This window comes from Desulfofundulus salinus, from assembly GCF_003627965.1.
Taxonomy (GTDB): domain Bacteria; phylum Bacillota; class Desulfotomaculia; order Desulfotomaculales; family Desulfovirgulaceae; genus Desulfofundulus; species Desulfofundulus salinus.
On the sequence record NZ_RBWE01000001.1, the window covers coordinates 1,311,542 to 1,327,720 of the forward strand.

A 16,179-nucleotide genomic window follows, 5' to 3' on the forward strand; every position below is an offset into this window, starting at 1 on the left:
GCGTGAATGCGGTGCAGGTTACGGTTTTTATCATATATTTTATTTTATTAATTTATTTCAGCAGGCAGGGGTATAAAAAAGCAGGTACCTTAGATGATTTCACGGTGGGCGGATGGAGTATGGGGTTGGTAATCAACGTGGCCACTTTTACCGCTACCTGGGTAAGCGCGGCATCCGTGCTGGGTGTCCCTAGCATGCTGTACGGTGTAGGTTTTGCCGCTATCACTGGCTGGTTTGCGGGCTGGTTTTTTGCGAACGCCCTTATGCCAATTTTAGCTTACAAAATAAGGAGACCGGAGTTTCCCGTCAGAACTGTTCCTGAGTTTATGAGATTGCGTTACGAACCCTTTGCAGAAAGAAGCTATATCCAGATTATTGCTTCTTTAACCATGATCGCTGGTTATTTAATTTATGTCACTATCCAGATTAAAGGATTAGGTATGATAATTGCTACGCTAACAGGTATACCATATGAAGTAGGCGTTTTCGTATTTGCATTTTTTATCCTGGTAACTGTTTTTGGCGGCATGTGGTCAGTAGCTACCACCGACCTATTTAACACCGTTATAATTATGATCGGCTTGGTCATTGCTGCCATAGCTATTTTACCTCAAGTTGGCGGCTGGTCCGAAATGTTTGCTAGGGCGATGGAAATTTCAACACCAGCCGTACAAGGAGGTAAACCTACACCACCAGGAGGCCTGCTGGATCCACTAGGTACCTTTACTCTTTCAGCCATGATCGGAATATTTATCTCTAACTCTTTGGGCGCCTCGGTGGCTCCCCACTGGCCTACGCGCCTACTTGCGGCCAAAAATTTGCGAACTGCCATCCTAACTCCTTTAATTTCAACGTTTATAATTGCAATTGTCTTTCTTTGCTTAATGGTTTTGGGTATCGGGGGTCGTGTACTTGTTCCCACTATGCCTGCCGGTAAACAAACAGACTGGGTTATGCCCATGTTGATTTCCCAGTTTATGAACCCCGTAATTGCCGGTATAATGCTGGCAGCAATATTTGCGGCAGCTCTTTCCACGGCCAACGCCATGACGTTCCATAGCGCTCTAGCAATAACCTATGACATAATTCGTAATTTAAGCCGTAAAACAATCAACCCACAAACTCTAATAACCATGACCAAATTTACGTTAGTCATCTTAGGCATTGTTGCGATTATTTTGGCTCTTAACCCTCCTGCATTTATAGCTATGGCTGCCGCGTGTGTTTTCGGCCTTTTCGGTGGGACTTTCATTGCCCCCATGTACCTGGGCCTGTACTGGAAAAAAGCCAATAAATTGGGAGGTTATCTAGGTTCCATAGTTGGTGGCTTAACTTATGTCATCACTAACTACCTGATCACAATCAAAGCGATGCCTGGCACAATTCCGGCAATCGTGCTGGCAGTGGCTGCATCCACTCTTTGCATCGTCATAGCCGCTTATGTTTCTCCGCCACCACCGAGAGAAGCCTGGGAACCTTATTTTGAGCCAGAAATCAGCGAAAATACCAGACAGGTTATCTTTAAGGCCATGAAAAACATATCCAAATAGTGATGTTTCTGGACCTTCGGTACAACGTTTCTACCAGAAACGATTTAAAGTGACATTGGTGGTAGTCCGCGGTACCAGCGAAAGGATTATTGCCCATATTCAGGACCACGAGATATGTTTTGCCATTCCCTGGGTACGGCTCGAAGATGTGCTTACTGGCTTGGGAGCAACCCATAAAGCGGGTGCCATGCGCTTCCCCAATCCTTTTCTGGGTATGCGTAGCAGGCTGGTGTTTCCGAAAAGTTACCATGCTCTGGAGAAAGCTTTTGGGATAAAATGATAAAATAAAGCTATTTAAGGGCGCAAAAAAAAGCGCCCTTAAGTATATGGGTAAGCGTAAAATAAACCCCACCTTGCAATCAGGTGGGGACATAATCTGGCTTATTTATTAGCCCTGCAGACAGGGGGTAATGAATTGGACCAGGGGAGCAACTGATCCAGGGCGTTACTATCTTTAGGGTCCAGGTTGGGAAGTTTTTCAAAAAGATAACTGAGGTACTGGAAAGGATTCAACCCATTCTCCTTTGCCGTTTCTATGATGCTGTAAGTAATAGCGCTGGCCCGGGCTACCATAACTGCCTGGGGCTGATGCCTTCATGGGCGGCGCACCATTCTCTGACGCTTTGCCCACTCATCTTGTATTCGGCTATTCGGGTTTCCCATAGCGCTTCCCGTTCGGCTTTGGTCATAAGAAAAAATCCTCCTCATCGAGCTTATTTTTTGAGGAAGATTATCCCTTAAACTTGGGTATTGTGCCAAGGTGGGTTGTGTTTGACGCTTACCAAAGTTTTTACATCAACACCAATTGCGAGCAAATTCTTCTTTGGTAAAGCCGTGATACATCAGAGCTTTTCTAATCCTTTATCCGAGAGTTTTTTCCGGGAGACACTCGAAACAGCCCAAGTGAAATATTTGTACATTAAGGGCATCTGCTAATTTGCGCAAATTCGAGAGGCTGACTTTACACCTACTCGTTTCGAGATTACTAATAGCCTCCGGTGTCATATTTACTACTGCCGCCAGGTCCCTTATAGTCATATTTTTTGCGACTCTAGCCTTGCGAAGACGGGCTCCTGGAGTATCACCATCCCAAAGATGGCCGAGTAGCCATGCGGGTAATTTCGTCCGCCGTTCTATAGAAAGGTCAAGGTTATTCTCCTCACGGTTGTCCCTGCGGCTTCCTGGGCGATCCGGTCCGGGAATGCACCTGCACCCCCTATCAGGTGCAGCGTTACCTGGGGCGTATTTCGGGCCCCCTGCTGGACTGCATTGACATCCACCTGGAGGTTCCCCGGGTGGATTACGAGGACCTGGCCCGCCGGGAGCCGGGCGAACCGTCGTCAGAGATCAAAAAGCGGGTGGAGAAAGCCCGGGCCGTACAGCGCCGTCGCTTTGGTTCTTCCGGGATTACCTGCAACGCCCGCATGACCCCGGCCCAGGTTCGCCGTTATTGTTCCCTCACCCGGGAAGCCCGCTCGTTGTTTTCATCCGTTTTCCGCCAGTTGAACCTGAGCGCCCGTTCCCATGACTGGGTGCTCAAGGTGGCCCGTACTATCGCCGATTTTGACGGGGGCGATGTCATTGACGCCATCCACCTGGCCGAGGCGGTGCAGTACCGCAGCCTGGAGGCCAGGTACTGGCCGGGGTAGACGCCCTTTGCCGCCGTTTGCTTTTCCGGCCCGGACAATCTGTTAAAGACTGGCCGGAGACAGGGGCCTGATTTTAACCGGGCGGGGGAATGCCCCGGACTCCACGGGAAGAAGACGCCGGAGGAAATAATCGAGGTTGACGGTTTTAAAAGTGAAGCTGGCCTTGACCGGGCGGCAACATCACCCAAACCGGTGATTACAAACCCCGGGACGCCGCTTCCGGCCTCCGTCCCGCCGGTCGCTCGCCGTTTGCACGTACCCCTCCTGGGATCCGGCCGGGAGCCGTTCCGAAAAAAATTACCTCCGGTAAGCGCCGGCGGTGAATTCTTTAGATTTATGGCCGAAAGCTAAAATGAGAGATGAGATAACCAGGAGGAGTGGGACGGTGAAAATTCGCTGGAAGATATTAATTGGCTACATTATCGTGCTGTTGGTTTTTGCCGTTGCGGCCGGTTTCCAGGTTTACCAGATGCGCCAGGCCAGGGCGGGTTACGAACGGATTATCCAGCGGGAGGTTTTCAAAGCCGCGGAGGCGCAGAAGTTCCTCCTGCTTTTCCAAAGGCTGCCCATTTTGTTCTAGAGCTACATCTTAACTGGCAACGAAGCGGAATTTAAAAATTACAGCAACCAGAGCGCCGAAGCTGTGCTGCAGCTCAGGAAGCTGGAGGACCTTTGTGATTCGGAGGAGGAAAAAGCGCTGATCAAGGAGATCCAGCGCAAGCTGGATGATTACCGGTCAGTGGCGGGGTATTTAACAACCCTGAAAACGCAGGCGATCGACTATGAGGCGGAATTAAAAGCCCTCCCCGCCACCGGGAGCAATATGGCCAGAAGAATGGATTTAATCGGGCAACTGGAGGATCTTCAAGAAGAAATATCTTCCTATCTTGCGGAAAAGCACGGCGTGATAGATGCGGCGCTCAAGGCGGGCCAGGATTTTGTGAGTTTGCAGGAAAAATCCCTGCAGTCGGCGGTTGAAAGCAACAGCGTCCTGGTAAACAAGATAGAAATGGTGAACTACCTGGCCGTCGGCATGGCCATGCTTTTGGGCTTGCTAATCGCCTTTTGCACCGGACAGTTGATCGCCCGGCCCGTTCAGATGGTGGAGGGGGGCGTCTCCCGCATAGCCGCGGGTGATTTGTCCGTGGCCGACCTCAAAAGCAGCTCCCGGGACGAAATTGGTTCCCTGGCACGTTCGTTTAACCAGATGAAGCAAAACCTGCGGGAAATTGTCCAGAAGGTGGCCGAAGGAGCACGTTCCATTTTCCACGCCGCCAGCCAGCTGTCCGAGAGCGCCCGGCAGACCAGCGAGGGGGCCACCAGCACTGCTTCCACTATTTCCGAAATTGCCGCCGCCGTTGAAGACGGGGCCGGTAATGCCGGGCAGGTGGCGCAGGCCGCTGAAAAGGCGGCGGCTCTGGCCGAAGAGGGCCAGGCCAAAGTGGAAAGGCTGGTCACCCAGATGGAGAGCATCGAGCACTCGACCAACCAGGTGGCCAGGGCCATTGCCGAGTTGGGGGAGACCTCCCGGGAAATTTCGAAAATTGTCGAAATGATTACCGGCATTGCCGACCAGACCAACCTCCTGGCTTTGAACGCCGCCATCGAGGCGGCTCGGGCGGGCGAGCGGGGCCGGGGGTTTGCCGTGGTGGCGGAAGAAGTAAGAAAGCTGGCCGATCAGTCGGGCGACGCGGCGAAGGATATTTACCAGCTGGTGCAGCGGATTCAGGAAAGGGCCGCGGGCACTATTGCGAACATGGAGGAAAATGCCCGGCAGGTGCAGGCCGGTAATTTCATCGTCAGGGAAGTGGGGGAACTTTTTACCGGAATTACGGAAACAGTCCGGAAACTAAACAACCAGATTCAAGAGGTGGCGGCCGCCACCGAGCAAATCGCCGGCAACGTGCAAAATGTGGCCGGTACCACCCAGGAGCAAACGGCGGCCATGGAAGAGGTTTCAGCTGCGGCGGAGAGCCTGCAAAAACTTGCCGCTGAACTGGAAGAAGCGGCCGCCCGGTTTAAGATTTGAAATGGTGCCAGGCACTTAACTTATTAACTTAATTTAGGTAAGCATGTGTCCGCGGCCGGCGCTCCGGTGGATTTAACCTCGGCCGGAGCGTTATTCTTGTCGGGGCCGGGGTGAGGGATGGCCGTTACCGTTGAGATATATTTACGGGGGTTGCCAGGCGGAACTCCCATGGGATAAGATAATGCTGAAGTGATTTCAGCTTAATTTTCGAGGGAGGTGCGCGCCAGGTGATGGAATGCCATGTGGAAAAAAATAAAATTCAATGTACCTGCACTTATGAGCCCTGTTCCCGGAAAGGAAAGTGTTGTGAGTGTATTGCCTATCACCGTAAACAAAACCAGCTGCCCGGTTGTTTCTTCCCCCCGGATGTTGAAAGGACGTACGACCGTTCCATCGCCCGGTTTATTCAGTCTTACCGCGGTTAAAAACTTCTAATAAACCCATTTCATCGGGCCGTTTTTTTCTGGCCAGGGGGTCCGAGAGGTATTCATGGGTACCGCTGGCTGCTGCCGCCACTAAAAAGGCGTTTACAAGCGCCAGCCCCACCGCTTCCAGGCTTAAGGTCCCCCGGACGGCCACCACAAACAGTTGGGTTAAAAAAGCTACCGCGATGGCCAGCGGGCGGACGGCCCAGTCTCCCCACCGTTCCTTAATGGGAGTTTTCAGCAGGGCGGTAACTATGGAAACAAAAAGAACCAGCCCGCCAAAGGTGCTTAAGGTTTCCACGGTGAAGAAATCATGGGGGATTTCAGGCATTGGATTCCCTCCTTTGTGTCGCGCTTTTGCTGTATACTATGTATGCCATGTGTGATGTGTACCCGTACACACTTGAAGCGTTGCACCCGGCATGTCGTGGAAGCATCTTGCCTGAGCCATGAGGGGGTGTGACTTTTTGCTGCGCAAGCGCGTTTATATCAGCGGCAAAGTGCAGGGCGTGTACTTTCGTGTTTATACCCGGGATGCGGCCGTCAAATTTGGCGTAACCGGTTGGGTGCGTAACCTCAAAGACGGCCGGGTGGAGGCCATCTTTGAGGGCGAAGATGGGGCGGTAGAGCAAATGCTCCGCTGGTGCTGGGAAGGGTCGCCTTCTTCCCGGGTGGAAAAAGTAGAAGTGATCGATGAACCTTACCGGGGAGAATTCAATGATTTTACCATTGCTCCTACGGTCTAGCTTTTTAGAGCTCCCTTTTTACCGCGGGGGCTTATTTTTTATTTCAAGCATTTTTTCTTTTCGGTAAAAAAGGAATCCATCGTATTATCGCGAAATAACAATATAGCAACCCAATAGTAACAAAGGGGGATCAACCATGGATGAAAAAAGAAAAAGAATATTGATTATCGGAGGCGTGGCAGCGGGGCCGAAAGCGGCTGCCCGGGCCAGGCGCTGCGACCCCGGGGCGGAAATAACTATTGTTGAAGAGGGAAGTTTCCTTTCCTATGCTGGTTGCGGCATGCCCTTTTACATTGGAGGCATGGTGGAAAAGCATGAGGAGCTGATGGCTACGCCGGCAGGGGTGGTGCGGGATGTGGCCTTTTTCCGCAATGTTAAGGATATTAACGTACTCACCGGTACCAGGGCCGAAGCCATCGACCGGAAAAATAAGACCGTCCGGGTGACCAATTTAGCCACCAATGAAACGTACGACCTCCCCTACGATAAGCTGGTTCTGGCTACCGGCAGCAAACCGGTCCGGCCGCCCATTCCCGGTGTGGATCTGGCCGGTGTATACACACTGGGGAATCTGGATGAAGCCCGGGCTGTTCGCCAGGCGGTTGAGCAGGTTGCCCGCCGGGTGGTCATTATTGGGGGCGGCTTGATTGGCCTGGAACTGGCCGATGTCCTGGGAACAAAAGCCGAGATCACCATCGTGGAGATGATGGACCACGTTTTATCAACCCTTTTAGACCCGGAGCTTTCCATCCTTGTGGAAAGGGTTCTGCGCGGCAAAGGTGTGCAATTAATCCTGGGCAGCAGGGTGGAACGCATTGAAGGTGATGGGAATGGTGCTGTGGCCCGGGTCGTCACCACCGCCGGTTCCTTTGACGCGGATCTGGTGGTTGTGGCGGCGGGGGTAAGGCCGCGGGTGGAACTGGCCCGGGAAGCGGGGCTCGATCTCGGTGAAACGGGAGCCATTAAAGTAAATGAGTATCTGCAGACTTCGGATCCGGATATCTATGCCGGCGGGGACTGCGTGGAAAACACCCACCTCATTTCCGGCCGGCCGGTATACACCCCCATGGGCTCTGTGGCGAACCGTCACGGCCGGGTAATTGGCGATAACGTGGCCGGAGGCCGGGACACTTTCCCCGGAGTTTTGGGAACAGCCATTCTCAAAGTTTTTGAAATGAATATCGGCCGTACGGGCCTTTCCGAAAGCGAAGCCCGCCGCCTGGGTTACAATGTACAGTCCTTTATCTGCCCTGCGCCCGACCGGGCCCATTTTTACCCGGGGAGCAAGCCCATTATCATCAAGCTGGTGGCCGATGCTTCCACCCGCAAGCTTCTGGGTGCCCAGATCCTGGGACCGGGGGATATTGGTAAACGTCTTGATGTGGCGGTGGCGGCCCTGAGCATGGGGGCAACGGTGGATCAGCTGGCCTCTTTTGACCTGGCTTATGCGCCGCCCTTCTCCACCGCCCTGGATCCCCTTACCCATGCCGCCAACTGCCTGCGCAACAAGCTTGACGGGCGGGCCAGATCCATCAATCCCCTGGAGGTGAAGAAACGCCTTGCGGCCGGGGAGGATTTTGTGCTTCTGGATGTGCGTACCCCGGCGGAGTTTAATGAAGTGCGCCTGCCCTATCCCAATGTGGTATTCATACCCCTGGGCAAGCTGCGGGAACGGGCTAAGGAACTGCCTAAGGACCGTGAAATCATTGTTTTCTGCAAGGTAAGCCTGCGGGGCTGGGAGGCCCAGACCATTCTGGCAAGCCTGGGCTTTACAAACGTAAGCTTCTTTGAAGGAGGCATTGCCGCCTGGCCCTTTGAGCTGGATACCAGCCCGCGCCAGTCATAAGGCTTAATAACTACGGGCGCCCGGTGGTTTTCTCATCCGGGCGCCTTAATCTTTTTCCATTGCCAGGCTTGTGGGAGTTCATTTATAATCTACTTGAGGTAGGAAGTATGCAAAAAATGGTAAAAGAAAAAGTCTGGCGTGTTAAAGAAGAAAATCCGGTGTTGCAGCAAATCCTCTCCCGGGAGTTGGAAATTTCGCCGCTGCTTGCCCGTCTACTGGTCAACCGGGGAGTGTTGACGGTTGAAGATGCCCGGCTTTTTCTTAAGGGCAATTTAAATCAGGCGGGAGATCCATACCTGCTACCGGACATGCACCGGGCCGTAGCCAGAATTCTGGCGGCCATAAAGAACCGGGAGAACATCCTGGTTTACGGAGATTATGATGCGGACGGCATTACAGCCACCGCCCTTATGGTTAAGGTTTTGGAGCGATTGGGTGTCCGGGCGGATTATTACATACCCCACCGCTTAACCCAGGGCTACGGCTTGCATGAAGATGCGTTACATTGGGCCCGGCAGGCCGGGGTCGATCTCCTCATCACCGTGGACTGCGGTATCAGCGCAAAAAAGGAGGTGGAAGCAGCAAACAGGGCCAGCGGGCCGGAGATCATTATCACCGATCACCACCAGGTACCGGAGGAAATTCCACCCGCGCTGGCGGTAATTAACCCTCAAAGAAGGGATTCCCCCTATCCCTTTAAGGAACTGGCCGGAGTAGGGGTGGCCCTGAAACTGGCCCAGGCGCTTTTGCAGGCTGCCGGAGAGGGAGAAACTGCCTGGCATGATTATCTTGACCTGGCCTGCCTGGGAACGGTAGCCGACATTGTACCCCTCACTGGGGAAAACCGCCTGCTGGTCAAGCACGGTTTACCCAAACTGGCGGCCACAGCCAATCCCGGACTGCAGGCCCTGATGCAGGTAAGCGGCGTGAAGGCGGAAAAAATAGGCACCAGGGAGGTGGGTTTTGCCCTGGCTCCCCGGTTGAATGCTGCCGGCCGCATGGGTGACTCCCGGATGGCCGTGGAACTCCTGCTTTGCCTGGACCCGGTACGGGCCGGGGAACTGGCGGCACAACTGGACCGGGAGAACCGGGAGCGCCAGCAGGTGGAGTCCCGGGTTCTGGCGGAGGCCCTGGGTATGCTGGATGCCCTGGGTCGTACCCGGGATCTGGTGGTGGTACTGGCTTCACCCGGCTGGCATCCTGGCGTTATTGGCATTGTGGCCTCCAAGCTGGTGGAAATTTTATACCGGCCCGTGTTGCTGGTATCCCTGGATGGCGGCCAGGGGAAGGGTTCCGGCCGCAGTATTCCCGGCTTTCATCTTTACCAGGCTTTATCTTCCTGCCGGGAGCATTTGCTGGCCTTTGGGGGGCATGAGGGTGCGGTGGGTTTTACCATAGCTGCCGACCGGGTGGACGCCTTGCGGGAAGCCATTAATGATTATGCCGCCGGTGTTATGTCCCCGGACTTGTTGCGGCCCGGGCTGGAGATAGACGCCCTGGTTTCACTGGGAGACATTCCCTGTGAAGTGGTGGCCGAGCTGGATAGCCTGAGCCCTTACGGCCATGGCAACCCCGAGCCGTTGCTGGCCTGCTGCGGTGTGGCGGTAATTAATTGCCGGGAAGTGGGGCGGGACGGCCGCCACCTGAAATTGCTGGTGCGGGAGAATGGAACGGTACGGGATAGCATTGGTTTTGATCTCGTCGGTTATCTGGAGAATCTTGCTCCGGGAGAAGCCGTGGATCTGGCGTTTGTGCCTTCCCTCGACCGGTGGAACGGCAATGTACGGGTGCAGCTGGAAATCAAGGATCTGCGACGAGCCAGAGACTGGGAAGAGGTATCGCCACGGCAGGAACCTGGCATATTCCCGGATCGGGGGCTGGATGATTTTCTGGTTGCTCTGCATACTGAAGTTGAAAAATCTCCGGTCCAGAGCCCTTATTTCTTTTTTCCTGAATTTATCCAGCGCAAACTGGCAGAATATGAGCAAAAGGGGTCCGGTCCTCTCGGAGCGACACTGCAAATTCCTGGCGGCCTGAACTTCCATGAAGCTACCCCCCGGGTTGCCTGTACTGCAGAAAGGGCAACGGATACTTTGCAGCTAACCGCAGAACTCCCCTTTCGGATAGAAGACTTACGGGGGCAATTTGCCCGGCCATCCTGGCTCGCCGGGCTGGCCGACGCGAGGCAGCGTCTTCTGGTGGTGGTCGGTTCGGCCCACCGCACGGTCGAGCTGGCCTTTTACCTGCGCCGGGCTTGCTCCGGCCCCGGGAGGCAGGTGGCCTTTTGCCACCCCTGGCTGAGCAGCCGGCGGCGGGAACTGCTGCGCCAGCTTTTTGCCCAGGGGGAGATAAACGTGTTGCTGACCACGCCGGCTCTGGCCCCCGCCCTGGCCGGTGCCGGGACCGGCCACCTGGTGATTTATAACCTGCCCTACCATCGTGAGGAGTGGGACCTGCTGCTGGCGGCGGCCCTGGCGGGAGAAGTACAGTCTCTCTGGCTGCCCTTTGGTGCGGAAGACATGCAGGAGGCCCGTTTTTACCTGGCGGCCCTGGCGCCGGACAGGGATCCCCTGGCCAGGTTGTATACCCTTTTACACCGGGCCACCAGGGAAAACAGTGCTCGCCCGCATGGCCGGGAGGCCGGGTCCGTGGAAACGGGTGGGGATGGCTTTTCCCGCCAGCTGGCCGGCCTGCTGCGTCGCGGCGGCTGCCCCTGGGTGCAGGATTTTACAGTGGCCCTGGGTTTAAAGGTCTTTTCTGAGCTGGGTTTGGTGGAGTGGTCGCCCCCGGGAAGCGGGTGGCCGGTTTCTTTGCGTCCTGCAGGCGGGCAAAAGCTGTCCCTGGAGGCGTCCCCCACTTACCGCCGGCTGCACCAGCTCAAAAAAGAGGCCCTGGCCTGGCAAAAACACGCCCTGGAAGCCCCCGTTCGGGAAATTGTTGCCGGTCCTTTAACAGAAGGGAGGCGGTAAAATGGACCTGAAACAGAAAATTCGTGTGATTCCGGACTATCCCCGGGAAGGAATTAGCTACAAGGACATCACTCCTTTGTTGCGGGACGGTCAGGCCTTCCGCTATGCCGTCCAGTCCCTGGCCGCCGAGTGCAAAAATAAAAGAGCAGAACTGGTGGTCTGTCCCAAGGCCCGCGGCTTAATGATCGGGGCACCACTGGCCTACATCCTGGGAATTGGGCTGGTGGTTTTGCGCAAGCCGGGCCAGTTGCCCGGAGAAGTTTTTACCTGGCACTACGACCTGGAGTTTGGCGGCGATGCTCTGGAAGTGCATCGGGACGCCATCCGGCCGGGGCAAAAGGTGCTGGTGGCCGATGAACTTCTGGCCACCGGCGGTACGGCCTACAATGCCATCCGGCTGGTGGAGGAACTGGGAGCAGAAGTGGTGGGGGCAGTCTTTTTGATTGAACTAACCGGGCTTGGGGGCCGGGTTAAACTAAGAAATTATGACACAATCTCCCTGGTGCAGTATAATTATTAAAGGAACAGTTTTTGCTTAACTTCTAGGGAAGTGACTTTAATGCTCCAGGATCTGGTACACAGGGTAATTTTATATAATCCTCAAGCAGACGTGGCCCTTTTGAGCAAGGCCTATCGTTTTGCGGAACAGGCCCACCGGGACCAGAAGCGCATCTCGGGAGAACCCTTCATCACCCACCCCGTGGCGGTAGCCCATATTCTGGCGAACCTGGAGATGGACTTGCAGACCCTGGTGGCCGGCCTGCTCCATGACGTGGTGGAAGATACCAGCGTCACCCTGGAGGAAATCAAGACCACATTTGGTGACGAGGTGGCCCTGCTCGTAGACGGAGTGACCAAGTTAAGCCGCCTTGAGTACCGGTCCAAGGAGGAGCATCAGGCTGAAAATTTGCGCAAGATGTTTTTAGCCATGGCCCAGGACATCAGGGTAATCCTGATTAAACTGGCGGACCGTCTGCACAACTTGCGCACCTTGAAGTACCACACTGAAGCCAAGCAAAAGGAAATAGCCAGGGAAACCCTGGAGATCTACGCTCCCCTGGCCCACCGCCTGGGTATATATCATTTGAAATGGGAACTGGAAGATCTGTCCTTCCGTTACCTGGAGCCGGAAAAGTATTACGAACTGGCCGAACGGGTATCCCGCACCAGGCGGAAGCGGGAGGAATATATCAGGGGAGCCATTCAGATTTTACGGCGGAAGCTGGCCGAAGTAGGCATTTTTGCCGACATCCAGGGGCGGCCCAAGCATCTGTACAGCATTTATACCAAAATGCAGAAACAACAAAAGGACCTCAGTGAAATTTACGATGTGATGGCTGTACGGGTGGTTGTAGAGTCGATACGGGACTGCTACGCCGTCCTGGGTACGGTGCATACCCTCTGGAAGCCCATCCCCGGTCGTTTTAAGGACTACATCGCCATGCCTAAATCAAATATGTACCAGTCCCTGCATACTACCGTTGTCGGCCCGCAGGGAGAACCCCTGGAAATCCAGATCCGCACCCGGGAAATGCACCGTACGGCCGAGTACGGTATTGCCGCCCACTGGCGGTACAAGGAAGGCGGCAAAACGGACCGGGACCTGGATCAAAAGCTGGCCTGGTTGCGGCAGATTCTGGAATGGCAGCGGGAGCTGCGGGATGCCAGGGAATTCATGGAAAGCTTAAAGATCGACCTGTTCTCCGACTCGGTGTTTGTCTTTACGCCGAAGGGAGATGTGGTGGAACTTCCGGCGGGATCGGTGCCCATCGACTTTGCCTACCGGGTGCACACGGAAGTGGGGCACCGCTGCGTGGGGGCCAGGGTCAACGGGCGCATCGTACCCCTTGACTACCAGCTGAAAAACGGTGACATTGTCGAGATTCTCACTTCAAAAAACGCCGTGGGCCCCAGCCGGGACTGGCTCAACGTGGTCAAGACCTCCCAGGCCAAGAACCGCATCCGCCAGTGGTTTAAAAGGGAACAGCGGGAGGAAAACATCATCAAAGGGCGGGAGGCGCTGGAGCGGGAGGCCCGTAAGCAGGGTGTGGATGTGGAATTACTCAAAGGGGAGAGGGTTGTACAGTTCGGGCGGCGGTTCAACCTGGCCACCGTCGAAGATGTGTATGCGGCCGTGGGCGACGGTACCCTTACCGCCCAGGCGATAATAAATCGCCTCAAGGAAGAAATCAAAGCGCCAAAGGTTCCACCCGGGACAACCCGGCCTGCAAGGGCGAAACCTCACCAGGAATCCGCATCCGCCCAGGGGATCCGGGTTAAAGGGACCGGCAACCTCCTCATCCGGCTGGCCCACTGCTGCAACCCCATACCCGGGGACCCCATTGTCGGCTACATTACCCGGGGGAGAGGAGTGTCCATTCACCGGGTAGACTGCCGCAATGTGGTTTTGTTTCAGCAGAGGGAAAAGGATCGTTTGGTGGAAGTGGCCTGGGATGGGGATTTCCAGTCCCCCTTCCTGGTTAAACTGGAAGTGTCCGGTATGGACCGGGCCGGGCTTTTGAGCGATGTCATGGCCATTTTGAGCGAATTGAAAATCAGTGCCAACTGGGTAAATGCCCGGGGGCTGAAAAACCAGCAGGCCGTAATTGAATTGCTGCTGGAAATGAAAAGCAAGGAGCAGCTCGATTTAATTGTCAATCGCATTAACCGGGTAAAGGATATATATGAGGTCAGGCGCACCAGCTAAAAGAGGGATTGATCATGCGGGCAGTAGTGCAACGGGTAACCAGGGGTTCGGTCACGGTTGATGGGGAACGGGTGGCGGTTATCGGGCCCGGGCTCGTGGTGCTGCTGGGGGTCGGGCGGGAAGATGACGCCGGTGATGCCCGTTACCTGGTGCAAAAAGTGGCCCATTTACGCATTTTTGAGGACGAACAGGGCAAAATGAACCGCTCGGTGCTGGACACCAGGGGTGAAGTGCTGGTGGTCTCCCAGTTCACCCTTTACGGCGACTGCCGGCAGGGCAGGCGGCCCGGTTTTGACCGGGCCGCCAGGCCGGAACAGGCCCGGGAGCTCTACGAGCTTTTTGTCCGCCTGCTGCGGGAAGAGGGCCTGGCAGTGGCCACCGGCGTCTTTGGTGCCTACATGCAGGTGGAGATCATCAACGACGGCCCTGTGACCATGCTCCTGGACAGTAAGAAGGAATTCTAGTGGAGCGACGCTAATCAAGAAAATGAGGAGGTATGCTTGTTGATTTTAGAGGGATTTCCCGTAGGGTCTATGGAAGCCAACTGTTACATCATTGGTTGCCCGGAAACCAAAGAAGCTGCCGTGGTGGATCCTGGGGCCGAAGGGGGCCGCATCTTGCGCCGCCTGGAACAATTGAGCTTGAAGTGCCGTTATATCATTTTAACCCACGGTCACGTGGATCACATCGGTGCCCTGGGACAGGTTAAAGAGGCCACGGGGGCCGGGGTGCTCATCCACCGGGATGATGCCCACATGCTTACCAGCGCCGGCAGCAACCTTTCACTCTACATGGGTTTATCCATCAGTTATCCCCCGGCAGATCGTCTTCTGGAGGACGGGGATGTCATTACCGTGGGTAAGCAAACCCTGCGGGTCATACATACTCCCGGTCACACTCCCGGCGGCATTTGCCTGGAAGTGGGGGACAGCCTGATTACCGGGGACACCCTTTTTGCCGGTTCAGTGGGCCGTTCCGATTTTCCGGGGGGCAGTCACCAGCAGTTGATCAAATCGATTAAAGAAAAACTCCTCTGCTACCCACCGGAAACCAGGGTGCTCCCCGGTCATGGGCCGGCCTCCACTATTGGTGAAGAAGCCAAATACAATCCCTTCCTGAACGGGCAGTGGTGAAAAAGGCCGGGGACTCCCGGTCTTAATCATGGCATTCCTCCTTCCCGGTGAAGTATGGGGAGGCTGATGGTTACGGTGGTACCCTTTCCCGGTACACTTTCTACCTTTATATCACCCTGGTGTTTATGTACAATCTGTTTGGCGATGAACATGCCCAGGCCCGTGCCGGATGCTTTGGTGGTAAAAAAGGGTTCAAAGATGTTTTCCAGAACAAGTTCATTCATACCCATTCCAGTATCGGAGATGGTGATTAAAAGCTCCTGGGTACGGCAACTGGTTTCAATGGTAACCTGTCCACCTTCGGGCATGGCTTCCAGCGAGTTTTTAATGATGTTCACCAGCACCTGTTTCATCTGCTCGGGATCAATCCATACCGGGGGCAGCACTTCAGGGATAACCTGTCTGATGGTAATATCTCTCAGAGCAGCCTCGCTTTCCATTAAGAGGCAAACCTCGGACAGCAGTTTTTCCGGGGCGTAACGTTTCCAGCAGGAACATCCCGGCCGGGCCAGCTGTAAGAAATCGGTAATAATGGCGTTGGCATGGTCTATGGCTTCCAGCATGATGTCCAGGTATTCCTGCTGCTTGGGAAAATTGTGGCTTTCTTCTTTTAGCAGCTGCAGAAAACCTTTAATGGTGGTGAGAGGGTTTTTCACTTCATGCACCACCTGCGCGGCCAGCTGGCCCATAATTGCCAGTCTATCTGCTTTCATTACCGTCTGCTGCATCTCCCTGAGGTGGGCGTTTTCCGTGAACAGGGCCAGCGCTCCGGTAATGGTCCCGCCGGCGGTAATTATGGGCCGGCAGCTTGCCGCGAGAATGCTTGTGTGGGGTACCGGGAGAACCTCCTCTGCTCTGATCTGATCATAAACTTTGCCGGTGTAAAGGGCCTCCAGAAGTTTTAATTTATTGGTACCAGGATAAATTTCCGGGTACCGTTGCCCGATCATCTGTTCTGCTGGAAGGCCGGTACGATTTGCCAGGGTGCGGTTAAAAATTCTGATCCTGGCCTGGTGATCGATAACGAGCAGCCCGGCGGGGAGGTTGTCCCAGATGAAATCAGGGGAAAACATGGTTTTGTCCTCCTTAAAAATGAGCTGGTCTTTGACCTTCTCTGCTCCCGGA

The 16,179-nt window shown here is 54.9% G+C and carries 16 protein-coding genes and 2 pseudogenes; 13 read left to right on the top strand and 5 right to left on the bottom strand.

Annotation, left to right across the window (positions count from 1 at the left end):
* The first annotated feature begins 2 nt into the window (after positions 1 to 2).
* Positions 3 to 1,550 carry a sodium:solute symporter family protein gene (locus D7024_RS06695; protein WP_121451091.1) on the top strand — a complete coding sequence of 516 codons (1,548 nt, stop codon included), beginning with the start codon at positions 3 to 5 and terminating at the stop codon, positions 1,548 to 1,550.
* Between the two features lie 381 nt (positions 1,551 to 1,931).
* Here D7024_RS06695 and D7024_RS06705 read toward each other — a convergent pair.
* From D7024_RS06705 to D7024_RS15595, 3 genes and pseudogenes are all read right to left on the bottom strand, one after another.
* A pseudogene (locus D7024_RS06705) lies at positions 1,932 to 2,117 on the bottom strand (transposase domain-containing protein); the annotation flags it as partial.
* Positions 2,117 to 2,239 (bottom strand): IS66 family insertion sequence element accessory protein TnpA, encoded by a 123-nt coding sequence (tnpA, locus tag D7024_RS15645; RefSeq protein ID WP_435374058.1) that lies wholly within the window; start codon positions 2,237 to 2,239, stop codon positions 2,117 to 2,119. The pseudogene D7024_RS06705 and the gene tnpA, both read right to left, overlap by 1 nt.
* 172 nt (positions 2,240 to 2,411) lie before the next feature.
* The gene (locus D7024_RS15595) at positions 2,412 to 2,588 is read right to left on the bottom strand and encodes a helix-turn-helix domain-containing protein (protein WP_121451093.1); all 177 of its coding nucleotides are present in this window, start codon (positions 2,586 to 2,588) and stop codon (positions 2,412 to 2,414) included.
* 140 nt (positions 2,589 to 2,728) lie between these two features.
* Here D7024_RS15595 and D7024_RS15355 point away from each other — a divergent pair.
* The 5 genes and pseudogenes from D7024_RS15355 to D7024_RS15135 form a co-directional block, all read left to right on the top strand.
* A pseudogene (locus D7024_RS15355) lies at positions 2,729 to 2,848 on the top strand (ATP-binding protein); the annotation flags it as partial.
* Positions 2,846 to 3,199, top strand: a complete 354-nt coding sequence (locus D7024_RS06720; RefSeq protein WP_279221018.1) for a magnesium chelatase subunit ChlI family protein — start codon at positions 2,846 to 2,848, stop codon at positions 3,197 to 3,199. The pseudogene D7024_RS15355 and the gene D7024_RS06720, both read left to right, overlap by 3 nt.
* 385 nt (positions 3,200 to 3,584) lie before the next feature.
* Positions 3,585 to 3,779, top strand: a complete 195-nt coding sequence (locus D7024_RS06725; RefSeq protein WP_121451095.1) for a hypothetical protein — start codon at positions 3,585 to 3,587, stop codon at positions 3,777 to 3,779.
* Positions 3,780 to 3,842: 63 nt separating this feature from the next.
* The gene (locus D7024_RS06730) at positions 3,843 to 5,228 is read left to right on the top strand and encodes a methyl-accepting chemotaxis protein (protein WP_121451096.1); all 1,386 of its coding nucleotides are present in this window, start codon (positions 3,843 to 3,845) and stop codon (positions 5,226 to 5,228) included.
* A gap of 230 nt (positions 5,229 to 5,458) precedes the next feature.
* Positions 5,459 to 5,653, top strand: a complete 195-nt coding sequence (locus D7024_RS15135; RefSeq protein WP_121452494.1) for a DUF6485 family protein — start codon at positions 5,459 to 5,461, stop codon at positions 5,651 to 5,653.
* Here the strand turns inward: D7024_RS15135 and D7024_RS06740 are convergent.
* Positions 5,631 to 5,984, bottom strand: coding sequence for a hypothetical protein (locus D7024_RS06740; protein WP_121451097.1), 354 nt, complete (start codon positions 5,982 to 5,984; stop codon positions 5,631 to 5,633). The genes D7024_RS15135 and D7024_RS06740 overlap by 23 nt on opposite strands.
* Positions 5,985 to 6,120: 136 nt before the next feature.
* Here D7024_RS06740 and D7024_RS06745 point away from each other — a divergent pair, with 136 nt between their 5' ends.
* The 7 genes from D7024_RS06745 to D7024_RS06775 all read left to right on the top strand — a co-directional run bounded on the left by D7024_RS06745 (position 6,121) and on the right by D7024_RS06775 (position 15,054).
* Complete coding sequence (locus D7024_RS06745) at positions 6,121 to 6,399, top strand: acylphosphatase (RefSeq protein WP_121451098.1); 279 nt, start codon at positions 6,121 to 6,123, stop codon at positions 6,397 to 6,399.
* Between the two features lie 136 nt (positions 6,400 to 6,535).
* A complete protein-coding gene (locus tag D7024_RS06750; RefSeq protein ID WP_121451099.1) occupies positions 6,536 to 8,245 on the top strand; it encodes an FAD-dependent oxidoreductase in 1,710 nt (569 codons plus the stop codon).
* A 107-nt stretch (positions 8,246 to 8,352) separates the two neighbouring features.
* Positions 8,353 to 11,214, top strand: coding sequence for a single-stranded-DNA-specific exonuclease RecJ (recJ, locus tag D7024_RS06755; protein ID WP_121451100.1), 2,862 nt, complete (start codon positions 8,353 to 8,355; stop codon positions 11,212 to 11,214).
* 1 nt (position 11,215) lies between these two features.
* On the top strand, positions 11,216 to 11,734 hold the full coding sequence (locus tag D7024_RS06760) for an adenine phosphoribosyltransferase (RefSeq protein ID WP_121451101.1): 519 nt from the start codon (positions 11,216 to 11,218) through the stop codon (positions 11,732 to 11,734).
* 39 nt (positions 11,735 to 11,773) lie between these two features.
* A complete protein-coding gene (locus D7024_RS06765) occupies positions 11,774 to 13,921 on the top strand; it encodes a RelA/SpoT family protein (RefSeq protein WP_121451102.1) in 2,148 nt (715 codons plus the stop codon).
* A gap of 14 nt (positions 13,922 to 13,935) precedes the next feature.
* Positions 13,936 to 14,385 (top strand): D-aminoacyl-tRNA deacylase, encoded by a 450-nt coding sequence (dtd, locus tag D7024_RS06770; RefSeq protein ID WP_121451103.1) that lies wholly within the window; start codon positions 13,936 to 13,938, stop codon positions 14,383 to 14,385.
* A 39-nt stretch (positions 14,386 to 14,424) separates the two neighbouring features.
* Entirely contained in the window at positions 14,425 to 15,054 is a 630-nt protein-coding gene (locus tag D7024_RS06775) for an MBL fold metallo-hydrolase (RefSeq protein WP_121451104.1), read from the top strand.
* Between the two features lie 26 nt (positions 15,055 to 15,080).
* Here the strand turns inward: D7024_RS06775 and D7024_RS06780 are convergent, their stop codons facing one another.
* Complete coding sequence (locus tag D7024_RS06780; RefSeq protein WP_121451105.1) at positions 15,081 to 16,127, bottom strand: two-component system sensor histidine kinase NtrB; 1,047 nt, start codon at positions 16,125 to 16,127, stop codon at positions 15,081 to 15,083.
* Positions 16,128 to 16,179 lie beyond the last annotated feature (52 nt).

What these genes read in the sequence shown, in the direction of transcription:
- D7024_RS06750 (WP_121451099.1), top strand. Translation starts at nt 6,536, where the DNA reads ATGGATGAAAAAAGAAAAAGAATATTGATTATCGGAGGCGTGGCAGCG.
- dtd (WP_121451103.1), top strand. Translation starts at nt 13,936, where the DNA reads ATGCGGGCAGTAGTGCAACGGGTAACCAGGGGTTCGGTCACGGTTGAT.
- D7024_RS06760 (WP_121451101.1), top strand. Translation starts at nt 11,216, where the DNA reads ATGGACCTGAAACAGAAAATTCGTGTGATTCCGGACTATCCCCGGGAA.
- D7024_RS06765 (WP_121451102.1), top strand. Translation starts at nt 11,774, where the DNA reads ATGCTCCAGGATCTGGTACACAGGGTAATTTTATATAATCCTCAAGCA.
- D7024_RS06780 (WP_121451105.1), bottom strand. Translation starts at nt 16,127, where the DNA reads ATGTTTTCCCCTGATTTCATCTGGGACAACCTCCCCGCCGGGCTGCTC.
- D7024_RS15595 (WP_121451093.1), bottom strand. Translation starts at nt 2,588, where the DNA reads ATGACTATAAGGGACCTGGCGGCAGTAGTAAATATGACACCGGAGGCT.
- D7024_RS06740 (WP_121451097.1), bottom strand. Translation starts at nt 5,984, where the DNA reads ATGCCTGAAATCCCCCATGATTTCTTCACCGTGGAAACCTTAAGCACC.
- recJ (WP_121451100.1), top strand. Translation starts at nt 8,353, where the DNA reads ATGCAAAAAATGGTAAAAGAAAAAGTCTGGCGTGTTAAAGAAGAAAAT.
- D7024_RS15135 (WP_121452494.1), top strand. Translation starts at nt 5,459, where the DNA reads ATGGAATGCCATGTGGAAAAAAATAAAATTCAATGTACCTGCACTTAT.
- tnpA (WP_435374058.1), bottom strand. Translation starts at nt 2,239, where the DNA reads ATGACCAAAGCCGAACGGGAAGCGCTATGGGAAACCCGAATAGCCGAA.